At 54.3% G+C, this 25,158-nt stretch carries 24 protein-coding genes, 1 pseudogene and 1 other annotated feature; of the genes and pseudogenes, 8 read left to right on the top strand and 17 right to left on the bottom strand.

Annotation, left to right across the window (positions count from 1 at the left end; all coding sequences use genetic code 11):
- A pseudogene (locus O3S68_RS23270) lies at window positions 1-1,063 on the top strand (hypothetical protein); the annotation flags it as partial.
- A gap of 53 nt (window positions 1,064-1,116) precedes the next feature.
- On the opposite strand, the gene O3S68_RS23275 reads toward O3S68_RS23270, so the two are convergent.
- Genes O3S68_RS23275 through O3S68_RS23295 form a run of 5 tightly spaced genes read right to left on the bottom strand, consistent with a single transcriptional unit; the run spans window position 1,117 to window position 3,866 of the window.
- Window positions 1,117-1,752, bottom strand: a complete 636-nt coding sequence (locus O3S68_RS23275; RefSeq protein WP_269232629.1) for an HrpE/YscL family type III secretion apparatus protein — start codon at window positions 1,750-1,752, stop codon at window positions 1,117-1,119.
- The gene (locus tag O3S68_RS23280; RefSeq protein WP_269232630.1) at window positions 1,736-2,377 is read right to left on the bottom strand and encodes a hypothetical protein; all 642 of its coding nucleotides are present in this window, start codon (window positions 2,375-2,377) and stop codon (window positions 1,736-1,738) included. The genes O3S68_RS23275 and O3S68_RS23280 overlap by 17 nt, the downstream gene beginning before the upstream one ends.
- Window positions 2,343-3,047 carry a type III secretion system inner membrane ring lipoprotein SctJ gene (sctJ, locus tag O3S68_RS23285; RefSeq protein ID WP_097407257.1) on the bottom strand — a complete coding sequence of 235 codons (705 nt, stop codon included), beginning with the start codon at window positions 3,045-3,047 and terminating at the stop codon, window positions 2,343-2,345. Before sctJ ends, O3S68_RS23280 begins: the two co-directional genes overlap by 35 nt.
- 15 nt (window positions 3,048-3,062) lie before the next feature.
- Entirely contained in the window at window positions 3,063-3,635 is a 573-nt protein-coding gene (locus tag O3S68_RS23290) for an EscI/YscI/HrpB family type III secretion system inner rod protein (protein WP_269232631.1), read from the bottom strand.
- 42 nt (window positions 3,636-3,677) lie between these two features.
- Window positions 3,678-3,866 carry an ATP-dependent helicase HrpA gene (locus O3S68_RS23295; protein ID WP_197539469.1) on the bottom strand — a complete coding sequence of 63 codons (189 nt, stop codon included), beginning with the start codon at window positions 3,864-3,866 and terminating at the stop codon, window positions 3,678-3,680.
- A gap of 210 nt (window positions 3,867-4,076) precedes the next feature.
- Here O3S68_RS23295 and O3S68_RS23300 point away from each other — a divergent pair, with 210 nt between their 5' ends.
- Entirely contained in the window at window positions 4,077-4,910 is an 834-nt protein-coding gene (locus O3S68_RS23300; RefSeq protein WP_020455827.1) for a DMT family transporter, read from the top strand.
- A 177-nt stretch (window positions 4,911-5,087) separates the two neighbouring features.
- A complete protein-coding gene (emrD, locus tag O3S68_RS23305; protein ID WP_044489531.1) occupies window positions 5,088-6,272 on the top strand; it encodes a multidrug efflux MFS transporter EmrD in 1,185 nt (394 codons plus the stop codon).
- Here the strand turns inward: emrD and O3S68_RS23310 are convergent.
- Entirely contained in the window at window positions 6,175-7,263 is a 1,089-nt protein-coding gene (locus O3S68_RS23310; RefSeq protein WP_170956370.1) for a cellulase family glycosylhydrolase, read from the bottom strand. The genes emrD and O3S68_RS23310 overlap by 98 nt on opposite strands.
- A 161-nt stretch (window positions 7,264-7,424) precedes the next feature.
- Here O3S68_RS23310 and dsdA point away from each other — a divergent pair, with 161 nt between their 5' ends.
- The gene (gene dsdA, locus O3S68_RS23315) at window positions 7,425-8,741 is read left to right on the top strand and encodes a D-serine ammonia-lyase (RefSeq protein ID WP_269232632.1); all 1,317 of its coding nucleotides are present in this window, start codon (window positions 7,425-7,427) and stop codon (window positions 8,739-8,741) included.
- A 1-nt stretch (window position 8,742) separates the two neighbouring features.
- Here the strand turns inward: dsdA and O3S68_RS23320 are convergent, their stop codons facing one another.
- The 5 genes from O3S68_RS23320 to O3S68_RS23340 form a co-directional block, all read right to left on the bottom strand.
- Entirely contained in the window at window positions 8,743-9,723 is a 981-nt protein-coding gene (locus tag O3S68_RS23320; protein WP_269232633.1) for a radical SAM protein, read from the bottom strand.
- A gap of 88 nt (window positions 9,724-9,811) precedes the next feature.
- A complete protein-coding gene (locus O3S68_RS23325) occupies window positions 9,812-10,162 on the bottom strand; it encodes a DUF202 domain-containing protein (RefSeq protein WP_020455832.1) in 351 nt (116 codons plus the stop codon).
- Entirely contained in the window at window positions 10,152-10,499 is a 348-nt protein-coding gene (locus O3S68_RS23330; protein WP_020455833.1) for a YidH family protein, read from the bottom strand. The genes O3S68_RS23325 and O3S68_RS23330 overlap by 11 nt, the downstream gene beginning before the upstream one ends.
- A 105-nt stretch (window positions 10,500-10,604) precedes the next feature.
- Window positions 10,605-11,927, bottom strand: a complete 1,323-nt coding sequence (locus O3S68_RS23335; protein ID WP_269232634.1) for a 6-phospho-alpha-glucosidase — start codon at window positions 11,925-11,927, stop codon at window positions 10,605-10,607.
- The gene (locus O3S68_RS23340; RefSeq protein WP_269232635.1) at window positions 11,924-13,543 is read right to left on the bottom strand and encodes an alpha-glucoside-specific PTS transporter subunit IIBC; all 1,620 of its coding nucleotides are present in this window, start codon (window positions 13,541-13,543) and stop codon (window positions 11,924-11,926) included. Before O3S68_RS23340 ends, O3S68_RS23335 begins: the two co-directional genes overlap by 4 nt.
- Window positions 13,544-13,762: 219 nt before the next feature.
- Between O3S68_RS23340 and O3S68_RS23345 the strand changes: the two genes are divergently transcribed.
- Window positions 13,763-14,509 (top strand): GntR family transcriptional regulator, encoded by a 747-nt coding sequence (locus O3S68_RS23345; RefSeq protein ID WP_020455836.1) that lies wholly within the window; start codon window positions 13,763-13,765, stop codon window positions 14,507-14,509.
- Here the strand turns inward: O3S68_RS23345 and O3S68_RS23350 are convergent.
- On the bottom strand, window positions 14,477-16,138 hold the full coding sequence (locus tag O3S68_RS23350; protein ID WP_045507342.1) for a putative transporter: 1,662 nt from the start codon (window positions 16,136-16,138) through the stop codon (window positions 14,477-14,479). The two genes, O3S68_RS23345 and O3S68_RS23350, sit on opposite strands and share 33 nt — an antisense overlap.
- Window positions 16,139-16,426: 288 nt before the next feature.
- Here O3S68_RS23350 and oxlT point away from each other — a divergent pair, with 288 nt between their 5' ends.
- On the top strand, window positions 16,427-17,689 hold the full coding sequence (gene oxlT / locus O3S68_RS23355) for an oxalate/formate MFS antiporter (protein ID WP_269232636.1): 1,263 nt from the start codon (window positions 16,427-16,429) through the stop codon (window positions 17,687-17,689).
- 42 nt (window positions 17,690-17,731) lie between these two features.
- Here the strand turns inward: oxlT and ibpB are convergent, their stop codons facing one another.
- Entirely contained in the window at window positions 17,732-18,160 is a 429-nt protein-coding gene (gene ibpB / locus O3S68_RS23360) for a small heat shock chaperone IbpB (RefSeq protein WP_017458081.1), read from the bottom strand.
- A gap of 110 nt (window positions 18,161-18,270) precedes the next feature.
- Window positions 18,271-18,684 (bottom strand): small heat shock chaperone IbpA, encoded by a 414-nt coding sequence (gene ibpA / locus O3S68_RS23365; RefSeq protein WP_020455839.1) that lies wholly within the window; start codon window positions 18,682-18,684, stop codon window positions 18,271-18,273.
- Window positions 18,678-18,753, bottom strand: a sequence feature (ROSE (Repression Of Heat Shock gene Expression) occurs in the 5'-region of heat shock genes and acts as an RNA thermometer to modulate expression.). (Overlaps the previous gene by 7 nt.)
- Window positions 18,754-18,995: 242 nt before the next feature.
- On the opposite strand from ibpA, the gene O3S68_RS23370 reads away from it, so the two are divergent.
- Complete coding sequence (locus O3S68_RS23370; RefSeq protein WP_044489763.1) at window positions 18,996-19,322, top strand: YceK/YidQ family lipoprotein; 327 nt, start codon at window positions 18,996-18,998, stop codon at window positions 19,320-19,322.
- A gap of 1 nt (window position 19,323) precedes the next feature.
- Here the strand turns inward: O3S68_RS23370 and O3S68_RS23375 are convergent, their stop codons facing one another.
- Window positions 19,324-20,550: a DUF3748 domain-containing protein gene (locus O3S68_RS23375; RefSeq protein ID WP_269232637.1), complete on the bottom strand. Its 1,227-nt coding sequence runs from the start codon at window positions 20,548-20,550 to the stop codon at window positions 19,324-19,326.
- 124 nt (window positions 20,551-20,674) lie between these two features.
- Between O3S68_RS23375 and O3S68_RS23380 the strand changes: the two genes are divergently transcribed.
- Window positions 20,675-21,757 (top strand): FAD-binding protein, encoded by a 1,083-nt coding sequence (locus tag O3S68_RS23380; RefSeq protein WP_269232650.1) that lies wholly within the window; start codon window positions 20,675-20,677, stop codon window positions 21,755-21,757.
- Window positions 21,758-21,778: 21 nt separating this feature from the next.
- Here the strand turns inward: O3S68_RS23380 and yidA are convergent, their stop codons facing one another.
- Both yidA and gyrB read right to left on the bottom strand, forming a co-directional pair.
- Entirely contained in the window at window positions 21,779-22,591 is an 813-nt protein-coding gene (gene yidA / locus O3S68_RS23385; RefSeq protein WP_097407247.1) for a sugar-phosphatase, read from the bottom strand.
- Between the two features lie 151 nt (window positions 22,592-22,742).
- Window positions 22,743-25,157 (bottom strand): DNA topoisomerase (ATP-hydrolyzing) subunit B, encoded by a 2,415-nt coding sequence (gyrB, locus tag O3S68_RS23390; RefSeq protein ID WP_269232638.1) that lies wholly within the window; start codon window positions 25,155-25,157, stop codon window positions 22,743-22,745.
- Window position 25,158 lies beyond the last annotated feature (1 nt).

The following is a 25,158-nucleotide window of genomic DNA, read 5'->3' on the forward strand; positions in this document are numbered from 1 at the left end:
GTTACCCGGTGGGGTACAGCCGCAAGCCGGCCAGCCATTGAATGCGCCAGCAGGCAAAATGTATAGTAATCCTCGTGCGGATCTTCCCGAACAGCCGCTCGACCTCAGTATCTCCCGGCCAGCATCACTATCGCGTCCAGCGCCGATGGACGTTGATTCACAGCCAGGCCCTTCGACAGCACTCGACACAGCAGAAACGGAACACCCTCTTGATCTGAGCCTGCCCCGCCGCTTACCGGATGGCCGATCGCCGGAAAACAGCCTGCCACCCACGCCCGGCACGCCCATATTCACACCGGCGAGCAGCCGTGCGCCAACACCTGTTACCCCCTTCTCACCAGCCATGTCAGAAGGTTATTCCGCAACAGGCCTCCCGCGCACGCCAGGCGCTTCCCTGTTTGGCTCAGAAAACCGAAGTTCACCCCTTTCCAGGCCGTTAACACCAGGCGCGGAAAGTGAGTTATCGGCCACCGAAATGCGATCAGGAAACAGTTCAGGGAGGAGCACCCCCTCATCCGTCGCAACCTCCGGCGCCGGGTACACGCCTTATGCCGACGATGCGATTAATTTCAACCCCTGGGCGGATAACGTTCAACTGCCACCAGGAAGCTATCTGAACGATCGCGGCTACATTGAGAGAAGGGATTTTAATAAATTGTACCGTGTTGAGCAGGCAGATCGGGTCGACCGGCGTGGCGATCCGCAGAATGTTGGTTTCAGGGACGGAAATTACTTTGCCGGTGTTGAGAAGATGATGTCCGGCCCGGTGGTATTCGTTGCGCGAACCCGGGAGGGAGCCGAACGTTTTGGTCGGGGCGAGCTGAACAATGGTTTTCATCTGTATGAAATTGATGCGCAGGGCATACCCGGTGTCTCACTTCGGGAAAATATCGAACACAATGAACAATATATGGAGCTAGCAAACACCATGCAGCCAGGATATGTCGCTGGTCTGCGCAGCGTCAATCAGCTGGAAAGGTTTGGCGATTACGCCTGGTCATTCGATGAGGTGCATCTGGCCAACGACCAGGTCACGCCGGATAAAATAACCAAAATCTATTAACCCCCGCAAAGTAAACGGCGCCATTACCGCCATGTAATGGCGCCACAATGACTTTACTCTCCCCGTTCGGTTTCATTTGCTCCCCTGGTGGTCGCCGCGCTTTCCGTTATGGCAGAAAGGAAACTGTCGGTGAAGGTCTGCCAACCGATCGTATATTTCCCGTGAGGGCTTTTCAGGCACAATTCGTCTTTGGCCTGCCGGGGATCACTTACCAGCGTCCAGGGCGTATCGCCTTGGGCATTTAAAAATTGTTCGGCCTGCTCATATTGCCGTGGATTAACCATTAACATTGCCGCGCGATTAACTTCAGGATGCTTTTGCAACTGTTTGAGAAGTGTTTGTATACGTGCCTTTGCGGGCTCTTTGTCAAATGCGAGGCGCAGCGCCTGGGTAAGCAACTGTTTTGCACACCCGACCGTCTGCTTACGCATCTCTTCCCGCTCTTTTTGCCAGTCATTCAGTAATACCTGTGCCTGTTTCCATAGCGTCTTCGACACCTCTTCATACGCCTGATGGCGAATCCGCTCTGCCGCTAATTGCGCATGTTTTATCGTCTCTCTGGCGCGCAGATTGGCAATGTCGCACACCTGTTGCGCGACAAAAAAGTTCGCTATCTCTTCCCTACGCAGCACCGGTTGTTGCACAACCGAAGCCCCGGCGAGCAGATTAATTTTATGCACCGTTAACATGGCCGTTTTCCCGTGGGCATTCGCGCTGTATCCAGGCGATAACCGCCATCCACAGCATGGAGAGTTTATGCGCTGTGACAGGGATGACTGGCTGGCGCTCGACCTCTTCGACTTTTTCTTTCGGCAGAGAAAAACGCATTCGCGACCAGACAGGCTCACCCACCCAACTGCGAAGCAGGATGATTCCGGTAATGTCCGGATCGGGAGAGAGAGGCGGCGTCCACAGACCCGGTTTTAACCCCATAGCCAACCGGCGACACCATTGCAAAGCACCTGAAGACATAACACGATAGACCGATTGTGGATGATCCACGCAGACACAAAAAAGGGCTTCAAATAATAAAACGCGCTGGTGTTGTAATAGCTCAATGACGTTAATAACCGCCTCTGTTGGCTCAGGAATGGCCGCAGGTTTGACGCCAAAAAGGCTATCAATCCAGTGTCTTTGGTGTGCTTCAGCATGAGCGATAACCGCATGAATAAGGTGCAACTCTTCCGGCAACGGCCAACTGTGATGACGTTTATGACGCCAGCCATCGCGCCACCAGTGAATCCATCGCAGCATGAAAATCCCTTTAATAAAATTGGTTTTATTTTTTCTGTATAAAGAAATAAAACGAGGCAAGTAAACAGAGGCAACCCAGAAGATATAATATCATGGTGTTTGGTTTTTTATTTTCCGGCGCAACATCTTGCGTTTTATATTCTGTGGTAGGAATAAAAGAAATAGACAATTTTTTATCATCGGCATCAACCATTCCCGGAATACTGCTCAGCGCCATCCGTCTAATAACAGGCTGTAATTTTTCCACATGAATATCCCGATTATATTTAATAAACACCGCTGCTGAGGCGGGTTGTATTGGCTCACCCGCTGAGATACGTTCCGGCAGAACAATATGCACTCTTGCCATAATGACGCCATCTATTTGCGATAACGTAAACTCGAGTTCCTGAGACAGGGCATAAATATAACGAACGCGTTCTTCAAGCGGTGATGAAATCATCCCTTCCTTTCGAAAAACATCTCCCAGGCTAACATAGCTCTGGGAGGGCAATCCTGCGGAATGTAATATTTTCACAGCTTCAGGAAGATCGGACATGGCTATCGAAACGGAATAACCCGTTTTATCCGACTGCTTCGCGGCGTCAATACCTTTGTCCTTGAGTTCGGCAACGATGGCGTTAGCCGCTGGCTCAGCAAGCCCCTGATATAACGCCAGTTCACCCTGGCACCCGCAGAGGAAGGTAACCATGAGTAACAGGGTGATGGCGTTAATTGCTCTTATTAACATAATGGGTTTTTATCGTTACTGGAGGTTTGTCATTCGCTCCACGCTGTTGGTCATTTTGCTGATCATTTTCGAGACAAACTGATTATTTAAATAATAATTTGACATCGAACGGTTGGCTTTCAGCAGATCATAAGGATTATTGCTACCGGAAGCCGCTTTTAAATCCCGTCCCGCCTGTCTGGAGAGCTTTTCTAACATATCAGATAACTGGCGCAGAATAGATTTCGTATCGGTAATGCAATCATTTCGGTCATTGCCCGGCCGGTGGTGATTATTTGCACCGGAGCAGTTATTCCCATTATTGCCAGGTCGATTGCAACTATTCCAGTTATTATCAGGGCGGTGGCCACCATCCCAGTTATTATTTGGCTTATGACAATTATTCCAGTTGTTGTTGGGTTTATTGCAGTGATTCCAGTCGTTATTGGGTTTATTACAGTTTTTGCCATCGTCTGGTTTACAGCAGGTATTATTATTTTCAGGCGGTTTAGGGGCAGAACCACAGCGCATTAACACGTTGTTGTTTTGCTGAAAAACAACCTGTGGGTTGCTCACCATATTTAAAGCTGCTCTGGTAATAAAACACATAGAATACTCCTTTATCGCACAGCGCTATTGTAGAGATGCCATTTAATATTGAATGGCTTTACCCGCCTGCTGCATTGAGTTTTGCGCTTTCGTTGATGAATCGATCAACGAACTGGTAATACCGTTAATGGTATCGGTGATCATTTTGGCTGACTGCGCCTGGGCGTTCATCATGGTTGTTGCAGCGGAAACCATATCCAGTTGTCCCATGGAAGCTAAAGACGCTCCCATTGAAGCTCCTCCGGCCATAACGTTTTCTCCTTATTGATGAGTAGTGACTTGGGGTTGCTACGATTTATTGGTGGCGCTTTTTTATAAAACTGTTCACTTTTCGCGGGACGTTTTATGGGCATAACGCGCCATTTGCGAAGGTCTGGTTAGCTGGCTTCCATTGCGCTCATCGTGTTACATTTTGGTGACATTCCACCCACGTGTGCCGCTATGACCCTCTCTGTGTTTTGCATCCTGCTGTTCGCCGCGCTGCTACATGCCAGCTGGAACGCGATAGTGAAAGCGGGCAGCGACAAGCTCTATTCGGCTATTGCCGTCAGTGGTTCCGCCGCATTAATCGCGCTGGTTTTACTGCCTTTTTCTCCGCAGCCGACTCTCGCCAGCGCGCCTTATCTCATTGCCAGTTGCGCCTTACAGGTGATCTACACGGTGCTGGTCGCCAAAACCTATCAGGTGGCGGATATGAGCCAGACCTACCCGCTGATGCGCGGCACCGCGCCGCTGCTGGTGGCGATAATCAGCGTGCTGTGGCTTGGCGATTCGCTCTCCAGCGTGGCTTGGGGTGGGATTGCGGTGATCTGTCTGTCGATTCTCGGCATGGCGTTCAATGGCCGCAGTCAGTCGCGTAAAGGCATCTGGCTGGCGTTACTCAACTCCTGCTTTATCGCCGGTTACACGCTGGTGGATGGCACCGGTGTGCGCCTCGCCGGTTCGGCGCTCGGCTACACACTGTGGACATTCTTTATGAATGGCTTCTGCCTGCTGCTGTGGGCGATGCTGGCGCGCCGACAAGAAGTGACACGTTATCTGGCGGTAAACTGGAAAAAGGGATTGCCCGGCGGTATCGGCACGATGGGTTCCTATGGGCTGGCGCTGTGGGCCATGACACAAGCGCCGCTGGCGGTGGTGGCGGCACTGCGTGAAACCTCGATTCTCTTCGGCGCGCTGCTGGCTTTTTTGTTGCTGAATGAGAAGGTCGCCGGACTGCGAATCGTCGCGGCCTGCGGTATCGCCGTCGGGGCAATTTTACTGCGTCTTTCATAAGACAAACTGGCAACAAAAGTTGCCGAAAATCGTTTACAAAACCTGCCTGGCGCAGCATTGCCATTGCTGTGCCGCATAGTGGTTCTGTCATCTGACTGTGCTAGATTTCTCCCGCATAAAGGCTGAATTGCAGCCATATATTCTTTATTTCCTCATTTTCTTAAAGTAATCATCGAGATGAAAAGGCAAAGAAACGTCAATTTGTTGTTGATGCTGGTACTGCTGGTCGCTGTCGGGCAGATGGCACAGACAATCTACATTCCAGCCATCGCCGATATGGCGCGCGATCTTAATGTGCGTGAAGGCGCGGTGCAGAGCGTCATGGCCGCCTATTTGCTGACCTATGGCGTCTCGCAGCTTTTTTATGGCCCACTGGCGGACAGAATTGGACGTCGGCCGGTGATCCTCGCCGGGATGAGTATTTTTATGCTGGCGACGCTGATTGCTATCTCCACGCACAGCCTGGCGGTGTTAATTCTGGCCAGCGCCTTGCAGGGCATTGGTACCGGCGTCGGCGGCGTGATGGCGCGAACCCTGCCGCGTGATCTTTACGCGGGTACAGAGCTGCGCCACGCCAACAGCCTGCTGAACATGGGGATTCTGGTCAGCCCGTTACTGGCTCCGCTGATTGGCGGCGTGCTGAACACGCTGGTGAACTGGCGCGCCTGCTTTATTTTCCTGCTGGCGTTGTGTGTCTTCGTCACCTACAGCATGGCGCGCTGGATGCCGGAAACCCGCCCAACGGACGCGCCGCGCATCCGGCTTATCGCCAGCTATAAAACGCTGTTCGGCAGCGGCGCGTTTAACTGCTATCTGCTGATGTTGATTGGCGGTCTGGCGGGAATTGCGGTGTTTGAAGCCTGTTCCGGCGTATTGATGGGTGGCGTTCTTGGCCTCAACAGCATGACGGTCAGTGTGCTGTTTATCCTGCCAATTCCGGCGGCGTTTTTCGGCGCATGGTTTGCCGGACGGCAGAATAAGCGCTTCACCACGTTAATGTGGCAGTCGGTGATTAGCTGCCTGGCGGCCGGTATTCTGATGTGGATCCCCGGTTTGCTGGGCGTGATGAACATCTGGACGCTGGTGGTTCCCGCCGCGCTGTTCTTCTTTGGTGCCGGGATGTTGTTCCCGCTGGCAACCAGCGGTGCGATGGAGCCGTTCCCGTTTCTCGCCGGAACGGCGGGGGCGCTGGTCGGTGGCTTGCAGAATATCGGTTCCGGCGGGCTGGCGTGGCTTTCGTCACAACTGCCGCAGAACAGCCAGTTTAGCCTTGGGATGCTGATGACGCTGGCCGGGCTTTTGATCCTGCTGTGCTGGCTGCCGCTGGCGTCGCGTTTTGCTCGCCACGAACCGGCGATTTAACCTCATGATGGCCCGACTTCGCGTCGGGCTTGCAGCAATCTGGCGCGATCATCACCTTCAGTAACGGCTCCGGCGCGGGTCGCCATGCGCCCTCTTCACCGTCATAAAATTGCGTATCGGTGTTAATGGCGTACGGGATTTTCACCTTGTTCAGCTCGCAAGCCATAAAACGGGCAAACGCCAGCTGAGACTCGGTTGGCGCGCTTTTCATTGACTCGCCGACTGCCCAACCGCCAACCCAACTGGTATGGCCCGTTTTCTGCTGCCAGCGCACAGCGGTGTTGATGCGGGCGCGAATGGCGGCTTTTTCCGCCGCCGTGCCGGATGTCCAGGGGTATTTGCCGTTCGCTTTTAGCGGCCCCCAGGGAAAGATGTGCCATTCGGCGAGCAGGAAGTTCTGACTATGCGGCGGCAGCTTCAGCGAGGGCAGATCTTCAGGAGCGGCACGCATCCGCGGCGCGATAAAAATCATGCGCTGCGGATCGATATCATGCAGCGTTCTGACGACATTTTCATAGGCGCGATTCAGCGCAGAAAGATCGTGGTTAAGTTTATCGGCCGGTTCATAAATTACATCAAAACCGAGCGTCGGGTGGTCAGTGCCAAAAAAGGTGCCGACGGTTTTCCACCACACCACCAGTTGCGCTTCGTTTTTTGCGTCAGGATCGGCTTTAAAGCTATCGGCCTGGTAAGCAATAATCGGAATGACGCCATACGCTTCACAGGCTTCCACCAGTTTTCGCAGATGAATCAGGCGTGCTTCGGTCATATTATCAGCAACGCGAATACGCACATGGCGGATGCCCGCCTCGTAGAAATCACGCACCACCAGCGGGTCAAACTCACGGATTCCCCTGTCGGTACGCGCCCAGTCGACATCCATCCCCACACCCAGCTGCTGCGCGTAATGCGCCGCTGTCAGCGGAGTATCAGCGGCAAACGCAGAGGTTCCCGCCAGCAGCATAGCAACAGCAATCAGTGGCTTTAACACAGTTAACCTTGTGAAAATTGGGGGCGAATACATGTATTTAGCATGCTTTACGCCACAACGTGTAGCGGCAAAACGTAATAAATTCTCACCACGTCTGCACACTTGCACCGACGGCGTATTCCTGTTTTCTTTAACCATCCGCTTTCGATGATGAAGAACCGATGAAAAACGCCGACCTCCAGAAGCTCATCCAGCACGACCCGCTAGTGCAACGCCTGATTGATTTGCAAGAAACGCGCTGGTTTAACCCTAATACTACCTCGGTTGCCGAGGCTTTGCCGCATGTTGGTCTGACACCGCAAGATGTGAGCGATGCGCACGCCCGCCTGACACGCTTTGCGCCTTTTATTGCGCGGGCGTTTCCAGAAACCGCTGCCAGTGGCGGCATCATTGAATCCGACGTAGTGCCGATCCCGGCAATGCAGCGCCGTCTGGGGCAAAGCATCACCGGTGAGCTGTGGCTGAAAAAAGACAGCCACTTGCCGATTTCTGGCTCAATCAAAGCGCGCGGCGGCATTTATGAGGTGCTGACCCACGCAGAAAAACTGGCCTTCGCCGCCGGGTTGCTGACGCCGCAAGACGATTACAGCCGCCTGCTCTCGCCTGAATTCACCCGCTTTTTTAGCCAGTACAGTATCGCCGTCGGTTCGACCGGTAACCTCGGGCTGTCGATTGGCATTATCAGTGCGCGCCTCGGTTTTCGCGTAACAGTACATATGTCTGCCGATGCCCGCGCCTGGAAAAAAGCGCTGCTGCGCAGCCACGGGGTGAACGTGGTGGAGTATGCCGAAGATTACGGTGTTGCCGTTGAGCAAGGCCGCCGCGCGGCGCAGGCGGACGCGAACTGCTTTTTTATTGATGATGAAAATTCCCGCACGCTGTTCCTCGGGTATGCGGTCGCCGGGCAACGGCTAAAAGAGCAGTTCGCCCGTATCGGTAAAGTGGTCGATAAAGACCATCCGCTGTTTGTCTATCTCCCCTGCGGCGTTGGCGGCGGCCCTGGCGGTGTGGCGTTCGGCCTGAAGCTGGCGTTTGGCGATGATGTCCACTGTATATTTGCCGAACCGACGCATTCACCGTGCATGCTGCTTGGCGTGTACACCGGCCTGCATGATGGCATTGCGGTGCAGGATTTAGGCATTGATAACCAGACCGCCGCCGATGGGCTGGCCGTCGGGCGCGCGTCGGGTTTTGTTGGCCGCGCGATGGAACGCCTGCTGGACGGTTTTTACACCGTCGATGACCAGACGCTTTATAACCTGCTGGGATTACTGGCGCAGGAAGAGAACATTTTGCTGGAACCGTCGGCGCTGGCGGGCATGCCGGGTCCGAAACAGATCAGTGAAGAGCGCGATTACCATCAGCTTCACGGCTTTAGCCAGACGCAACTGGCGCAGGCCACCCACCTGGTGTGGGCAACAGGCGGCGGCATGGTGCCCGCAGAGGAGATGGCGCGCTATCTGGCGAAAGCGCGCTAATTTAGCAATGCTGCAAAAAGGCGCATAACGACATCGGGGAGTGCCGCTGTTTGCGCAGGTCACGCATCACCCGCATATAAGGCCCGGAATAGCTAAAGAAGTGGTAATAGCCGTCACACAGCGCGCTTTTGCCCTGTACAACGCGATGTTTCGGGCAATCGCCCTGGCAAAATGGCAGCATATCGCAGCGGCGACACGCCTCGCTAAGCAGACTGGTTTGATGCGGCCCGCCCGCCGATGCGTCATCGCTGGCATTCACCGTGATAATCGGATTGCCCAAATGGTTATCGGAGTAAACCGACGCGGTATCGCCGTTCGCATGCGGCGCAAACGTGCGATCGCGGGTTTCGCTACAGGAACACAGGTGTAACGGATAGCCGCTCCAGACATCGAGTGTTTCGTCAAAGAGCGGGATATAAACCCGACCAATATCTTCACGCACCCAGTAGTCAAACACGGTGGTCAGAAAATGGCCCCACGCCGCTGCGCTCACTGATTCCGGCGTTAAATGTCCCTGCGGATCTTGCTCCACCAGCGGAACAAAGTGCACAAAGGGCGTGCCGAGAGCACACAGAGAAAGGTACAGATGCAGCGGCTGCTGGCTGTTGCGGTGGTTGACGACACAGTTAACACTGAATGCCACGCTATGTTTCGCCAGCCATTGAACAGCATTTAGCGCGTGCTGGTGTGAGGGCTGATCGCTGCGGTTAACGTGACGGATATCTTGCGCCACGGCAGGGACGTTCATAGAGAGACTCACCCGCCAGCCGTGCTCGTGAAAGAAACGGCACAACTCATCATCAAGCGAACTGCCGTCCGTATGGAAGGTGTTTTCGATACGTTTTTTAGCGTACCGCTTTTGCAGCGCAACGATGCGGCGGAAAAAATCCAACCCGCCCTCTTGCCAGGCAAAAGGCACACTAGCAGCGGAGTGGGTAGCGATCTGCTGGCGAATAAACGTCCGCAAAGCGGCATCATCCATTCTCTTTTGCGGCTGTGTTCCCATGTCAGTACAGCGGCGACAACGGGCGGGCCTGGCCATAACGTGGCAGCCTGGCATGCGGTGTTCCTCAGAAAATCAGGAGTAATTGTCGGATATGCGTTACAGCAAACAGTAATGCGAGGGAAAGCACCGCGAGGGAGATCAACAATTTGTCACGAACCGCGCCGGATAAGACGAAATCACTTTTATTCACATCCATTAAGATACGTTTATGTGTGTAGCGCCAGAGCAGAAGCGCCACGCATAGCAGTACCGCCAGCGAGATCCAAAACGGCAGCCCCGAATGCTGCCAGTTATGCCTGACCGCCAGCGCCATCAACGCACCGTAGCCGAACAATGTGCGCAGCCACGCCAGCGACGTGCGTTCCGGTTGCAGGCCGGGGTCCGCTTCGCGGCGCGCTTTGCGGTTATCCGCCATAGAACACCAGCACCATCACCACCAGCGCAACCGCCAGCAGAATAACGCTTATCACCAGCAGGGCACGGGTGTAAGGCAAATCTTCTTTCAGGCGCATCGCTTTTTCATTGCCCAGCCAGCGCAGGTAGCCATACAACGCCAGCCCGCCTGCGAAGAGACACAGCAGCAACGCCAGCACTTCGCGAATCAGCGGCGTGGCAAATTCCGGCGCTAACTGATCCAGACCCACACCGGCCGCCAGAAAACCAAGCGCCGTGCGGATCCACGCAAGAAAAGTACGTTCGTTCGCCAGCGAGAAACGATAGTCCGGCGCCTGGCCAACGCGGGAAATTTTCATCAGGGCTCCTTGTTGGTGTACTGGTCAACAAAGTAGCGGATACGGTGAATTTTTTCGACACGTTTCATATTTGGACCGGCATCCTGACGATGCCGGTCGCGGGGATTAATGCAACTCAGGCCAGAACGCTTTATTGGCTTCGACTAAATCATCCAGAATGGCTTTGGCGACAGAAGCGCTCGGAACCGTTTTGGACAAGGTTATTGCCTGCCACAACTTCTGATAAGAGCGCTGTTCCCAGGCATCGACCACCAGTTTTTCCACGGCAATCTGCTGGCTCATCAGCCCCTTCTGGAAATGGGGGATATCGCCAACCGTGAGCGGTTGCGGGCCGTTTTTACCCACCAGGCAAGGGATCTCCACCATCGCGTCAGCATCAAAGTTATGGATCGCGCCGTTGTTCGGCACAATCAGCAGCATCCGTTCCTGAGTGTTAAAGGCGATGGCGGTTGCCAGATCGACGATGTACGACGCATGTTCGTCGATTTCCAGCTCACCTGCCGATGATTTCCCCGCTTCAATAATGGCGCGACAGGAACCAAACACCTGTTTTTCACGGTGATCCATCACTTCATTGGCGCGGGTACGCTCAGGGTTGGAGTGCGCCACCACATAATCCGGGAACAAGTAATACTTCAGATAGGTGTTCGGCATCGTATCCGGGTCAAGCGCCTGCACATCTTTCGCTTTGGCGAAGGTATCGTTCCAGCTTGCTTCGGTGTGCTCATCTTTCGCCGGAGGAACATAGCCATTTTTCGCCACATATTCGCGTAATTTCGGCATTAAATCGTTGCCGTCCAAATCTTCAATCGATGTCCACCAGCCAAAGTGGTTCAGCCCGTAATAGCGCACCCGCATCTGTTTACGATCTTGCAGGCCCACAATCTGCGCCATGCGCCCTTCAATGCCGATGGGCATATCGCAGATATTAAGGATTTTTGCCTGCGGACGCAGGCGGCGCGTCGCTTCCGCCACGATTGCCGCCGGGTTGGAGTAGTTCAGCATCCAGGCATTCGGGGAGTATTTTTCCATATAGTCCACCAGCTCCAGTACGCCACCAATCGAGCGCATACCGTAGGCAATACCGCCTGGGCCACAGGTTTCCTGGCCGACAACGCCGTGGCGCAACGGGATTTTTTCATCCTGTTCACGCATCGGATATTTGCCTACGCGGATATGCGCCATCACAAAATCGACATCGCTAAAGGCGGTTTTTGGATCGGTGGTGTAACTGAATTCAATATCCGGTGCCTGCTCCCGCAGGATGATTTTGCAGGCCTCGGCGATGGTTTCCTGGCGCGCGCCATCGTTGTCATAGAACTTCAGCGCCCGCAGCGGAAAGCGATCGCGATTAGCCAGCAGCATTAAAACGATACCCGGCGTAAAGGTGCTGCCGCCACCGGCAATAACAACGGAGAATTTTTTCATGATACAGCCTCTGTCATGGTAGATGGTTCGGGGGATAAAGGGGTTTTCATTAACGATTCGATTTGGTCGCGTACTTGCGGGACATGCAGCCCGACAATCACCTGGATGGCGTTGCCGCGCCGGACCACGCCGTGCGCGCCAAGCGCTTTAAAGACGTCATCGCTTTGTGTTTTCGCCATATCGACCAGCGCGATACGCAGCCGGGTGGCACAGTTATTCACGCTTTCAATATTTGCGCTGCCACCCAGTGCCTGCAGGAAACCGGCTGCCTGGCCGAGCTGGGTATTCGCTGCCGCTGCCGTGGTTTGCCCGCGCGCGGCTTTGTAATCGGCTTTGCTGTAGAGTTTGATTTCGCTCTCTTCCCGGCCTGGGGTTTTCAGGTTAAAGCGCACAATCAATGTGCGGAAAACCATGAAGTAGAGCGCGGTAAAGCACAGGCCAATAGCGATTTGGGTGAATACCATCGCCGCATGGTTATGGAACATCGGGATCCAATTTTGCGGCAGGAACTGGTCAAGCAGCCCGCCGCCCATATTGCCGACTACGCCAAAGCTGTACATCACCGTCGCCATGGAGGCGGCGAGTACCGCGTGAATAGCGAACAGCAGCGGCGAGATAAACAGGAAGGTAAATTCCAGCGGTTCGGTGATCCCTACCAGTACAGCAGTGAGCGTGGCGGGGATCAGCAGACCGGCAACTTTGACGCGGTTTTCCGGCGCGGCGGTGTACCACAATGCCAGCGCGATACCGACAGAACCGAAGACTTTCGAGTTACCGTGCAGCGCAAATCCGCCTTCCGGGAACAGAGCTTTCAGCGGCTCGGTGCTCTGGCTGAATTCTTGTAAGTGCTGCGCCCAGTAAACCTGGATGCCACCTTCCACTGCCGCCGGGCCGAAGATAAACGGACCATAGACAAAATGGTGCAACCCGGTCGGGATCAGAATGCGTTCGAGGAAGGTATACACCCACACGCCCAGCGCACCGGCAGAGCGTAAAAAAGCCTGTAAGGATTCAATGCCCAACTGCACTTTCGGCCAGCCGAGCAGGGTTAACCACGCGCAGGGGATCATCACCAGAAAGGCGATAATCACCACAAACGAAGTGCCCTGGAAAATCCCCAGAAAGACCGGTAACGGCTTTTCAAAAAAACGGTTATGGATGGCGGTCACAATGCCGGAAATCACGATCGCGCCAATAATGCTGGTATCGAGCGTTTTAATCCCGGCGATCAGTGTCAGACCGCTACCGGCCGTCGGCTCTGCGGAGAAATCCACGCCAAAGAAGTGACCCCAGGTCATTCCCATCGCGTTAATAAAGTAGTTCCAGGTTAAAAAGCTGATCAGTACCGCGAGGCAGGCACGTCCCTGCGCTTGTTTTGCCAGGCCAATCGGTAAACCAACGGCAAACAGCAGAGGCATATTACGAAACACGGTCCAGCCGCCCTCTTCGATAATGTGCACAATCTGCGCGAAAAGGTTATCGGGTGCGGTTAATGCTTCACCGACGAAAAGCGGGTTGCGCAGCATAATGGCAATGCCCACCACCATGCCCGCGAAGGGAAAAAGCAGCACCGGGGTAAACATTGCGCCGCCGAAACGTTGTATTTGACTGAGCATAGTTAAATCCTCATGAAACAACCTGTAGGGGAGAGGCCTTGTTTTGTTTTAGTGGCCTGAAATGAGCATAAGAATTCACCTTCCTGCCGGCAGGACGCGCCGCTGCGTTCCGTGATCCCTTTCATGGTTTTATTTCACCCCTTCAGGTCTACTTTTTGAGTTAAAAATAGACATGCAGGGTGCGTATATTCCTGACATGGGGTGTAAAGAGGTATACAGGTGATCTACAAATCGATAGCCGAGCGGCTGCGTCTGCGGCTGAACTCCTCGGATTACAACGTCGGTAGTCCCTTACCGGGTGAAAAAACGCTGGCGCAGGAGTTTGGCGTGGCGCGAATGACCATTCGCAAAGCGGTTGATCTGCTGGTGGTGTGGGGGCTGGTGGTGCGCCGTCACGGCAGCGGAACCTTTGTGGCGCGCAAAGATGTACATCATGAAACTACCAACCTGACGGGGCTGGTAGAAGTGCTGCGCCAGCAAGGGAAAGAGGTACACAGCAAAGTGCTGCTGTTTGAAGTGATGCCTGCGCCACCGGCGATCGCCAGCCAGTTGCGCATCCAAATCAATGAGCGCATCTACTTCTCGCGCCGCGTGCGTTATGTCGAAGGCAAACCGCTGATGCTGGAAGATAGCTATATGCCGGTGAAACTGTTCCGTACGCTCTCGCTGGCGCACCTTGAAGGGTCAAAGTTCGATTACATCGAAAAGGAGTGCGGAATAACAATTAGCGGCAACTACGAAAGCCTGACGCCGGTGCTGGCAGATAAGCAACTGGCGCAAATATTAAACATCCAGGAGCAAACGCCGCTGCTGCGTATCACCTCCCTTTCCTACAGCGACAGCGGCGAGTTCCTTAACTACTCGGTGATGTTCCGTAACACCCGCGATTACCAGGTGGATTACCATTTGCGGCGTATCCACCCGGAAACGCCATTAGCCCATTCCCCAGAAGATCACCGCCAGTAATTGCGGCGTGATAATGCGCAAAAACATCACCAGCGGATAGACCGTGGCATAGGCGAGCGCCGCCGCGCCGCTGGTGGGGTGCAACGCGTTAGCAAAGGCCAGCGCGGGCGGATCGGTCATCGACCCGGCTAACATGCCGCATAAGGTCAGATAGTTCATCTTCGCCACCATCCGCGCCAGCAAGCCGACGGTTATCAGCGGAACGGCAGTAATGAAAATGCCGTAGCACATCCATTTCACCCCATCGCCGTGAGTCAGCGTGGCGATAAAATCCCCGCCGGATTTCAGCCCAACCACCGCCAGAAACAGCACGATACCCAATTCCCGCAGCGCCAGGTTGGCGCTGGGCGGCATAAACCAGTACAACTTGCCAATGGTGCCAATGCGCCCAAGGATCAGCGCCATAATCAGCGGCCCACCGGCCAGACCTAATTTTAGCGCCGCAGGAAAACCGGGAATAAACAGCGGGATCGACCCTAACAATACGCCGAGACCAATACCGATAAACACTGGCAGCATCTGCACCTGTTGCAGTTTATGTTGCGCATTACCCACTTCATTGGCGACGGCTTCAATCGCCGATGGTCGCCCGACCAGATTAAGAATATCGCCGAATTGCAGGCTGGCGTCGCTGCTCGCCACCAGTTCAACCCCGGCGCGGTTAAGCCGTGAAATCACCACGTCATAGCGCTCTTTAAAGTGCAGGTCGCGAATCTTTTTCCCCAGCACTTTTTCGTTGGTCACCACCACGCGCTCCACTCGCAAATCCGTACCGCGCGTGGATAACGAGACATCAACTTCCTGGCCGATAACCAGTTGAGCGTTGTGCAGATCTTTAGGTAATCCCACCAGATGCAACAAATCGCCGGCTTCAATCAGCGTACCGGGCGCAGGCACCATCAACAACTCACCGCGTTTTAAGCGCGAGCAGATGATTTTATCGCTGTTGAGGATCGGCACGTCCTGAATCGCCATCTTGTTGAGATTCGGGTTTTCGACGCGAATATTGATGGTGCGAATCAGCGATGTGCCGTTACTGAGCGTGGCGTCGTGCTTACGCGCTTCCTCATCCACATTGACGCGAAACAGCACGCGCAGTAACCACATGCTGAGCAAAATGCCGCAGATACCGAACGGATAGGCCATCGCGTAGCTCATGCCCATCTGATCCAGCACCGGGCCTGCAATGCCCAAATCACGCAGGATTTGTTGCCCCGCGCCAAGTGCAGGCGTGTTGGTTACCGCGCCGGAGAAAATCCCCAGCACCACCGGCAACGGAATGGCGAACAGCTTATACAGAATGGCGGTGACAAGGCCGCCGAGAAGCACTATCAGAATAGCGAACAGATTCAGCCGCAGGCCGGAGACGCGTAACGAGGCGAAGAACCCGGGGCCGACCTGAATGCCGATGGTATACACAAACAGGATCAGGCCGAACTCCTGCACAAATAACAACATTGGGCTACTCAATGGAATGCCCAGTTGATCAACAAAGTGGCCGACGATTATCCCACCGAACAGCACACCACCAATGCCAAACCCGACGCCACGAATCTTCAGGTTGCCTATCCATAACCCGACGACAGCAACGAGTGCCAGAACGCTTACGGTTAATGCGATATCACTCATGATCGTTTCCCTGTACATGATGACTACAGGAATATTGGCAGAAGCTGTAATAACTGTATGGGTGATGCTGCACAAAGTGCAGGGATTTTCTCTGCTTCGTGATGTGGCGAAAAGTGCACCAGCAAACGACGGTTGCCCCGAATCAAAGCAGTGCTGTTCGCCTGTCTGACCGCTTCAGGATTGATTCAAACCCTATGCCTGCTAAGCATCAATGCAATCCCAGCCGCAACAATAGGTTATGGCATAGTTAATGCAAAAGACCACTTTTGTTAACAACAGGGTGGCAGAATGACAAATACAACATTGACCAACGTGGTAGTAGCAAGCCCGAAAAAGTGGATGCAACTGGCGCTGGGCCTGGTGTGCATGGTTTCTATTTCCAGCCCGCAGTATGTCTGGGCGCTGCTGACGCGACCGTTTATGGAAAAACTGCACGTGCCCCTGGCGGAAATCCAGCTCACTTTTTCGCTGCTGATTATTCTGCAAACCTTCTTCTCCCCCTTTCAGGGGCGGTTAATTGATAAGTTTGGCCCGCGGCGGCTGATTGCCATCGGCACGGTGTTGAGTGGCGTAAGCTGGATGCTGACCGCCACCATCAGCAGCCTGACGGAACTCTATCTCTATTACGGCGTACTGGGCGGCCTTGGCACCGGCATTGTTTATATCGGCGTGGTTGGCCTGATGGTGCGATGGTTCCCGGAAAAACGCGGATTTGCCACAGGGATGGTGGCGGCGGGCTACGGTATGGGCGCGATCCTGACAACTTTCCCGGTGACACAATCGCTGGCTGCCAAAGGGCTGGAGAATACGCTGTGGCAATTTGGCCTGCTGATGGCGTTCATCGGGTTTATCGCCAGCCAGGGGCTACGGGCGCCGCACAGCATCCGAACAGAAGAAATTACCAGCAACCTGAAGATGAGCGATAAAAGCGTCGCGCCGAAAGAGATGCTGCGAAAACCGCTGTTCTGGTTGATGTTTGCGATGATGACCATGATGTCTACCTCAGGGTTGATGGTGACGTCGCAGATGGCCATTTTCGCTGAGGATTTCGGCATCACTGCCGTAACGGTAATGGGGATGGCGGCGCTGCCGCTGGCAATGACCATTGACCGTTTTATGAATGGGCTGACGCGCCCGGTGTGCGGTTATATTTCTGACCGGATTGGCCGGGAAAACATGATGTTTATCGCTTTTGGCCTGGAAGGCTGCGCAATGGCGCTGTGGCTGCTATGCAAAGACGATCCGCTGCTGTTTGTTCTGCTTTCCGGGGTGGTATTTTTCGGCTGGGGCGAGATTTTCTCCCTGTTTCCCGCCACGCTCACCGACACCTTTGGTACGCAGCATGCCACCGCGAATTACGGCTGGCTCTATATTTCTCAGGGGATTGGTTCGATTTTCGGCGGCCCGCTGGCGGCGCTGCTGTATCAGCAAACCGGTAGCTGGGATCTGGTATTTGGCTGCGCCATTACGCTGGATATTCTCTGTGCGCTGTTGGCATTTTTTGTGCTGAAACCCTGGCGCCACCGCTTCTTGCAGGGCGTGCGGGCATAAACAAAAAAGGCCCCGCATGCGGAGCCTTTTCGTTACTGACCGTTAGCTGTTTAACGCCGGGCGATTGCTGATGGCAATGCGCTGAGGCGCGGCGCTTTCCGGCACGTTACGCAGCAGATCGATATGCAGCAGGCCGTTGGTGAAGGTCGCACCGGAGACCTCCATATAGTCGGCCAGCGTAAAGCTCAGGCTAAACGGCTGGATCACCAGCCCCTGATGCAGCCATTTCGGCTCGTTGGCCGGTTTTTCCGGCGTACCTTTAACGGTTAAGCGCCCGTTTTCCAGCTGGATATCCAGCTCTTCCTGGCGGAAACCAGCCAGCGCGAGGGTAATGCGGTAGTGATTGTCGTCGCCCTTCTCAATGTTGTAGGGCGGAAACGCCTGTTGCTCACTGGTGCTTTGCAGGGCGTTGGCCAGTTTGTCAAAGCCGATCCATTGACGCAGCAGCGGGGATAAATCGTAGTTACGCATTGTGTTTCTCCTTCTAAGAAGCGAGTGAATACCTGCGAGCGCGTAAGCTCACATATGCTCCCTGTCGGCGAGCATGTCTGGGATGGGCCGCCAGCCGCGACCCTGGATAATTAGTTAATTTCGATACGACGCGGTTTTTTCTCTTCCGGGATCACGCGTTCTAAATCGACATACAGCAGGCCGTTGACCAGATTGGCGCCCTTCACGTGGATATTTTCCGCCAGCTGGAATTTACGCTCGAAGTTACGTTCGGCGATGCCCTGATAGAGGTAAGTGCGCTCTTTCTGTTCGTCGGTATGGGCACCTTTCACCACCAGCAGGTTGTCCTGCGCGGTGATTTCCAGCTCGCTTTCCGCGAAACCGGCCACAGCAATAGCGATGCGATAGTGGTTTTCATCCACTAACTCGACGTTGTACGGAGGATAACCGCCATTGCTCTGGTTCTGGTTGTTTTCCAGCAGGTTAAACAGACGGTCAAAACCAATGGCTGAACGATAAAGCGGGGAAAGATCGAAGTTACGCATAGTTAAAGCTCCTGAAATCAGCGAGATTTTTATGCCTTCCACCATGGACAGGCAACTAACGTAGCCGAACACCCTTCCGGCATGTTCCCGGGCTACATTCCTAAAATGTGGTTGAAGGAGAGGTTTTCAAGCCCGCAATTCGGACTTTTTTTTGCACTTTCTGGCACAACGCATAGACTGGGGTAGCAGCACAAAAAGTTAAAGTGCGAATGCCGCCACAGAGCGGAGCTCGAATGCTGTCGCTTTCTCGTTCGGGAGGCTATAACCCCCTGGATAGCATTCAAACGATAAACAACGATGACAAATCGAAAATGAAAACGATTCTGATAGTTTCTGCATTGCTCAGCGGGATGGTGTTGTCGGGGTGTTCAAGCGTGATGTCGCATACTGGCGGCAAAGAGGGGACGTACCCCGGCACACGCGCCAGTTCGGCGATGCTGTCTGATGATGACACCGGCATAGGCACGAAATCATTGGTGGTGCTGGATATGCCCTTTACCGCCATCCTGGATACGCTATTGCTGCCGTGGGATCTTTTCCGCCGCGATAGTTCTCTCAAATCGCGGGTGGAACAAAGCGAGAAAGCCTCGCTGGCAACCGATTCGGTGATCCCCCCCGCGCCCATGCCGGCACATTAAATTACCTGCCGGTTTCCGTCATCCATAGCTGGCGGAAACCGTCCACCTCTTCCATCCAGGCAATCTGCTTACCATCCGGTGAAAACACGACCGCATCTGCCGACGGCGGATTTGCATGATCGGCGCTCAAAAAGGTGATATCGCCATGCTGCGCGTCGCACATCGCAATACGGTTTTCCAGCACAAATCCCAGCGCTTTGCCGGAAGGATGCCAGTTAAAAGCTGACTGAATTCCGTGAGTTGTATGCGTTAACTGGCGCGGTTCGCCGCCGTCCGGGCTTATCAGCCACAATTGCACAATGCCATCGTCGTCGCGCATCAGAAACGCGATTGCCGTGGCTTGCGGATTGCTGCGCACCCAGTGACGCGGCACATTCACTAATCCTGGGTAGCGGCGGTGATGCGTAAACGTCAGGCGTTTTTGCATCACACCTTTTGGCGGCGCGGGCAGGGTTTGTTCGCTGCCCGCTAATGGCGCATCGCCCGGCGTTTTCCAGCCCTGTTCATTGCCGGGAAGCGCAACAAAAAACAACTCCGGCACTTTTTCACCGCTGTGCGACAAGGTATCGCCGATAAACGCCAGCCGCTGATTGCCCACCCACCCCTCTTCATACGCGCGGTTGATCTCATCGCTACCCGGTTGTGGCACGGGCGTAGTGCGGCTGACCAAAACACTCCAGTGGCTTCCACCATATTCGCGTGGATGCGTGCAAGGCGGCGTAACCGGGCCAAACGGCACCGCGACACCGACATTGCGTAAATCCAGAGCCGGATCGCGCTCGTGCAATACATGGTCGTTATACGTGAAGCTCACAAACTTGCCATTCGGGCTGAACACATGCACATGTGTGCCGCCGCGTAATGCACCGGGCGTGTAAGGCGCGGTAATGTCCAGCGCATCAAGGTTACGGGCGATACCATTTGCCAACACCACGCCGCGCCGATGGTGAAAATCATACTGCCAGCTGGCGTCCGGGTTTTCCGGACCGTGGATAAAGACATACTCTTGCGCCCGAGGGTTCACCGTCACTACCCCAACATGCGCACCGTGTGTTGCGGTATACAGCACCTCAACGTCACCGTTGCGCACATTGACCCGTTCAATAGTTTTACCAGTAAACGATGCGCCAGAGGGGCGAACATCAAATACCAGCCACTGGCTGTCTGCCGTCCAGGTGTTGATATTGGTAAGTTGATGATTGCGCGGAGCAAAGGTGAGCTGTTTCATGAAAAGACCCTGAAGCCATAATGTCGCTTCAGGGTATAGCAATGGGCGGGATTCGCCTACTCTGCACTTCACGGTCACTTCACAGACTCGGTATAGCCTTCCTCCCTTAACACAGGAGGAAATGATGCAGCATTTTGACGTGGCAATAATCGGGCTGGGGCCAGCAGGTGCGGCACTGGCGCGGCAGTTAGCCGGGAACCTGAGCGTTATCGCGCTGGATAAAAAGCAGCAGGGCAATAGCGGCTTTAAAAAACCGTGCGGTGGGCTGCTGGCACCCGATGCGCAGCGGGCGTTTATCCGTGCAGGTATTACGCTTCCGGTGCAGGTGATGGCCGATCCGCAGATTTTTAGCGTGCGTACGGTCGATGTGCAAAGTGGCCTTACGCGAAACTACCAGCGCAGTTACCTGAATATCGATCGCCATGCGTTTGATTTGTGGATGAAATCGTTGATTCCCCCCTCGGTCAACGTTTACCACGATGCGCTGTGCCGAAAAATCTGGCGCGAAAACGATCTCTGGCATCTGACATTTTGCGCCGAAGGTGCGGAATCCACTGTGACATGCCGTTATCTGGTGGGCGCAGACGGCGCAAACTCAATGGTGCGGCGGGTTATTTACCCTGCGCATGACATTCGTAAATATGTCGCGCTGCAACAATGGTTTAAAGACCAGCACCCGCAGCCGTTCTATTCCTGCGTTTTCGATAACGCGACCACCGATTGTTATGCATGGAGCATCAGTAAAGAGGGCTACTTTATTTTTGGCGGTGCGTTTGCGTTGAAAAACAGCCGTGAAAATTTTGAGGCGCTGAAAACGCGGCTTGAGACGTTCAATTTTCGCTTCGGCGAGGTGGTGAAAAGCGAAAAATGTACCGTTCTGTGCCCGTCGCGCTGGGGCGATTTTGTTTGTGGGGAAGATAATGCATTTTTGATTGGTGAAGCGGCCGGTTTTATCAGCGCCAGCTCGCTCGAAGGCATCAGTTACGCGCTGGATAGCGCCGAAATACTCAGCGGCGTGCTTTGCAATGCGCCGGATAATGCGAATAACGTCTATCGCCAAAAAACGCGGCGATTACGCATAAAACTGCTGGGAAAAATCATTAAAAATCGCATCCTTACCACACCGTGGTTACGCAAATGGATCATGAAAAGCGGCGTTGCGCATATCCCGCTGACCGCAGAAAAACCAACAGCGGCAAGGGCGTAGCGCCCTTGCGCATGTTACGGCCTAGTTCAGCGCAAATTTCTCGATCGCGTAGGCAACACCGTCTTCCAGGTTCGATTTAGTGACGAAATTCGCCGCCTCTTTCACCGCCGGGATGGCGTTATCCATCGCCACGCCCACGCCGGCATATTCAATCATCGCGATGTCATTTTCCTGATCGCCAATCGCCATGATCTCCTCTTGTTTGATATTCAGCGCATCGGCCAGCGATTTGACGCCGGTGCCTTTGTTGACGCGTTTATCAAGGATTTCAAGGAAATACGGTGCGCTCTTCAGCACGGTATATTTCTCTTTCACTTCCTGCGGAATACGGGCAATGGCCTGATCAAGAATGGTTGGCTCATCAATCATCATCACTTTCAGCAACTGGATTGCCGGATCCATTTTCTCGGCTTCGCAGAACACCAGCGGAATGGTGGCGACGTAAGATTCATGCACGGTGTAGTAGCTGATGTCACGGTTAGCGGTGTAGAGCGTATTGCGATCCAGCGCGTGAAAGTGGGAACCCACTTCACGGGAGAGTTTTTCCAGATAGCGATAATCATCATAGCTCAGCGCAGTTTGCGCGACGGTGCTGCCATCGCTGGCATTCTGTACCAGTGCGCCGTTATAGGTAATGCAATAATCGCCTTCCCGTTCCATATGCAGCTCTTTCATATAGCTGTGTACGCCCGCATATGGCCGGCCAGTGGTCAGCACCACGTTAATACCGCGTTCGCGCGCAGCGGCGATCGCGTTTTTAACCGCGGGAGAGATGGTGTGGTCCGGCAGCAGCAGCGTGCCGTCCATATCGATTGCAATAAGTTTGATAGCCATGAGATCCCCAGATGAGATATTTCCAGGCTCATGCTAACGCGATTCCGCTCAAAAAACAGCACGGATAAAACGGGAAAAGGGGGATGGAAACGGGGCGGGAAGTGCCTCTTTTAGATTTTCCCCTCTCCGGATGGAGAGGGGAAACAGCGGATCAGATATCGATATTCGCCGCTTTCAGGGCGTTTTCTTCGATAAAGGCGCGGCGCGGTTCAACCGCATCGCCCATCAACGTGGTGAACAGCTGGTCTGCGGCAATCGCATCTTTGACGGTCACGCGCAGCATACGGCGGCTGTCCGGATCCATAGTGGTTTCCCACAGCTGATCCGGGTTCATTTCACCCAGACCTTTATAACGCTGGATAGCGAGACCACGGCGGGACTCTTTCACCAGCCAGTCCAGCGCCTGCTCGAAGCTGGCAACCGGCTGACGGCGCTCGCCACGTTCGATAAAGGCGTCTTCTTCAATCAGACCACGCAGCTTTTCGCCCAACGCGCAGAGACGACGGTATTCGCCACCGATAATAAACTCATTATCCAGCGGATAATCCGTGTCGACGCCGTGAGTACGCACGCGAATAATCGGCTCGAAGTGGTTCAGCTCGCTATTAACACGCACATCGTACTTCCACTGGCTACCATGCTGCTCTTTTTCGTTCAGCTCAGTGACCAGGGCATTAACCCAGCGAGTCACTTTCTGTTCGTCGGAAAGGTCGGCTTCGGCCAGCGTCGGCTGATGCACCAGCTCTTTCAGCAGCGCGCGCGGGAAACGGCGCTCCATGCGACCAATCATTTTCTGCACCGCGTTGTATTCAGCGACCAGTTTTTCCAGCGGCTCACCGGCTAACGCAGGTGCGCTGGCGTTGGTGTGCAGGGTGGCGCCATCAAGGGCGATTGCGATCTGGTACTGATCCATCGCTTCATCATCTTTGATGTACTGCTCCTGCTTGCCTTTTTTCACTTTGTACAGCGGCGGCTGCGCAATGTAGACATGGCCGCGCTCAACGATTTCCGGCATCTGACGGTAGAAGAAGGTCAGCAGCAACGTACGGATGTGCGAACCATCGACGTCCGCATCGGTCATGATAATGATGCTGTGATAACGCAATTTATCCGGATTGTACTCATCGCGGCCGATGCCGCAGCCCAGCGCCGTGATAAGCGTCGCCACTTCCTGCGAAGAGAGCATCTTGTCGAAACGCGCCTTCTCAACGTTCAGGATTTTGCCTTTCAGCGGCAGAATCGCCTGGTTTTTACGGTTACGGCCCTGCTTCGCAGAACCGCCCGCGGAGTCCCCTTCCACCAGGTAGAGTTCGGACAGCGCCGGGTCACGCTCCTGGCAATCCGCCAGTTTGCCCGGCAGACCGGCAAGATCCAGCGCGCCTTTACGGCGGGTCATTTCACGCGCTTTACGCGCCGCTTCACGCGCACGCGCCGCATCGATAATTTTGCCGACCACGATTTTCGCGTCGGACGGGTTTTCCAGCAGATATTCACTGAGTAGTTCGTTCATCTGCTGTTCTACCGCCGATTTCACCTCAGAAGAGACCAGTTTATCTTTGGTCTGCGAGGAGAATTTCGGGTCCGGCACTTTTACAGAGACGACCGCAATCAGGCCTTCACGGGCATCATCGCCGGTAGCGCTGACTTTGGCTTTCTTGCTGTAGCCCTCTTTATCCATGTAGGCGTTCAGCGTACGGGTCATCGCCGCACGGAAACCTGCAAGGTGAGTACCGCCATCGCGTTGTGGAATGTTGTTAGTAAAGCAGTAGATATTTTCCTGGAAACCATCGTTCCACTGCAGCGCAACTTCGACGCCGATACCGTCTTTTTCGGTGGAGAAGTAGAAGATATTCGGGTGGATCGGCGTTTTGTTCTTGTTGAGGTATTCAACAAACGCCTTAATGCCGCCTTCATAGTGGAAGTGATCTTCTTTGCCGTCACGTTTGTCACGCAGGCGGATAGACACACCAGAGTTCAGGAATGACAGCTCACGCAGGCGCTTCGCCAGAATCTCATATTCGAATTCGGTAACATTGGTGAAAGTTTCATAGCTCGGCCAGAAACGCACCATCGTCCCGGTTTTTTCGGTGTCACCGGTAACCGCCAGCGGTGCCTGCGGAACGCCGTGCTCATAAATCTGGCGGTGAACTTTGTTATCGCGCTGGATAACCAGCTCCAGTTTCTGCGACAGGGCGTTAACCACGGAAACACCCACGCCGTGCAGGCCGCCGGAAACTTTATAGGAGTTATCGTCAAACTTACCGCCTGCGTGCAGAACGGTCATGATCACTTCCGCCGCGGAAACCCCCTCTTCCGGGTGAATACCGGTCGGAATACCACGGCCATCATCCTGTACGGAGACAGAGTTATCGCTATGAATCGTGACGATAATGTCTTTACAGTACCCTGCGAGCGCTTCGTCGATAGCGTTATCTACCACCTCGAATACCATGTGGTGCAGACCGGTGCCGTCATCCGTATCGCCGATATACATACCCGGGCGCTTACGCACCGCATCCAGCCCTTTCAGGACTTTGATACTGGAGGAGTCATAAGAATTCGACATC

Origin of the sequence: Kosakonia sp. SOY2 (assembly GCF_027109175.1) — a bacterium.
Taxonomy (GTDB): Bacteria; Pseudomonadota; Gammaproteobacteria; order Enterobacterales; family Enterobacteriaceae; genus Kosakonia.